Below are 1635 nucleotides of genomic sequence, written 5' to 3' on the forward strand. Positions count from 1 at the left end.
GGTTTAACCTGAGCGACTTAGTTTTTGCTGCGCTTTTTTCTGGCTTGAGATTTTAGGTTCGACAGCAACTCCTTGATTGTTTTTTGAGTTACCCCTTGACAATCAAGACAGTCGCTACGATCTACTGATTATTTATTCCCCTTTTTGCATGAGTGCATGAGTAGAAAAGGGGTTTCTCGGAGAAACCCCTTTTCTGTGGGTTACTCAAGGGATTTAGGATAATATTGGTGCGTTACGTCGCGTATGTAATTAATGTAAATTAAATAATATTGTGGCGCTCCTAACGCACCCTACCTACTGTATCTCCCCAGTGAGTATAGGCTACATATCAGGACAGGCACTCATGCAAGAGGCAAAACGGAGAATAAATAATCAGTTTTTAATAAGCGGATTTAGTACAAAAGTCGTTTAGCATGATACGCTATCTAACCTTAGTGCGATCGCTTTGAACTTTTCCTATTCCCTTTGAGTTGCTTGTCTAACCTGTTCGATCTCTAATTCTAAAGCTTGTGCTATCTGTTCAAAGTTCAATCCTAAGGCCAATAAACGAGGAATAGAGGCTAATTTTGCCGCTAATTCGCCTTCTTGTCGGCCTTCTTGTCGGCCTTCTTGTCGGCCTTCTTGTCGGCCTTCTTGTCGGCCTTCTTGTCGGCCTTCTTGTCGGCCTTCTTGTCGGCCTTCCTCTCTACCTTCCTCTCTACCTTCCTCTCTACCTTCCTCTCTACCTTCTTCTAAAGCTTCCTGATACACTTTAGTTTGTTTTAAATCACTTAAACTAAACATCGCCTCTATCTCCTTTCTACTGACTTGGGGTAACTTATAAACCAAGATTGTCTCTATCAATTCTAAAAGTTCTTGCTGTTGTTTGACCTTAGGTAATTCTTGTCTAATCCGTGGAATTAATTGTTTTCCTTGCTCGATCGCTCTGGCGGTTGGTGCTATAATTAATTGTAACATTGATATTCCCAGGGATTCCCCTTCCCTTAATTCCTCGAGATAAAAACGTAAAATTCTGCCTGAGTTGATTAACTCCCCATAACGAGCCGTCTCTACGCTTTCCACTGAACGCCGAGGATAAATAACTACTCCCTGCCAGTTGTTGCTTAAGTCCGTTTGGTGGAGATAGAGGAAGATTTCACTAAAGAAACGGGAATAAAACCTATTATCTTTCTGAAATTGTACTTCTAGGAAATAGATAGGCTGATTGGGTGTATCAGGCAAAAAGACTCCATCGAGACGAAAGGACAATTGTTTAACTTCCACCGAGGAGAATTGATAAGAATTGGCGATTTCGGGGGGAAGGTTCAACAAATCAAAGAAACAAGCGGGAAATCTTTGCAAGAGTTGATAGAAAATACTGTCAGTTTTCACGCAATTAAACTCAAAAAGATGGCTCTATTTTAGATGACGAAGTAAAAGCTTTTTCGGTAACTTGTCCCCAATTAAGAGAAAGCTTCAGGTATTTTCGGGGTTGCCGATTTTTACTTGATGGCTACCGGCAATTGTATCAATTTGTCAAAGTTTGAACTTTTCCTATTCCCCTTGAGTTGCTTGTCTAACCTGTTCGATCTCTAATTCTAAAGCTTGTGCTATCTGTTCAAAGTTTAATCCTAAGGCCAATAAACGAGGAATAGA

Annotated in this window: 1 protein-coding gene and 1 pseudogene; both read right to left on the minus strand. The window is 40.6% G+C overall.

Features of this window, described 5'->3' with window-relative positions:
* Positions 1-456 precede the first annotated feature (456 nt).
* Positions 457-1371, minus strand: a complete 915-nt coding sequence (locus tag PX482_RS11570) for an Rpn family recombination-promoting nuclease/putative transposase (protein ID WP_288122458.1) — start codon at positions 1369-1371, stop codon at positions 457-459.
* 162 nt (positions 1372-1533) lie between these two features.
* Positions 1534-1635 (minus strand): annotated as a pseudogene (locus tag PX482_RS11575) (Rpn family recombination-promoting nuclease/putative transposase); the annotation flags it as partial.

It is taken from the genome of Microcystis sp. M53602_WE12, assembly GCF_030065455.1.
In the GTDB taxonomy this organism is placed as follows: domain Bacteria; phylum Cyanobacteriota; class Cyanobacteriia; order Cyanobacteriales; family Microcystaceae; genus Microcystis; species Microcystis aeruginosa.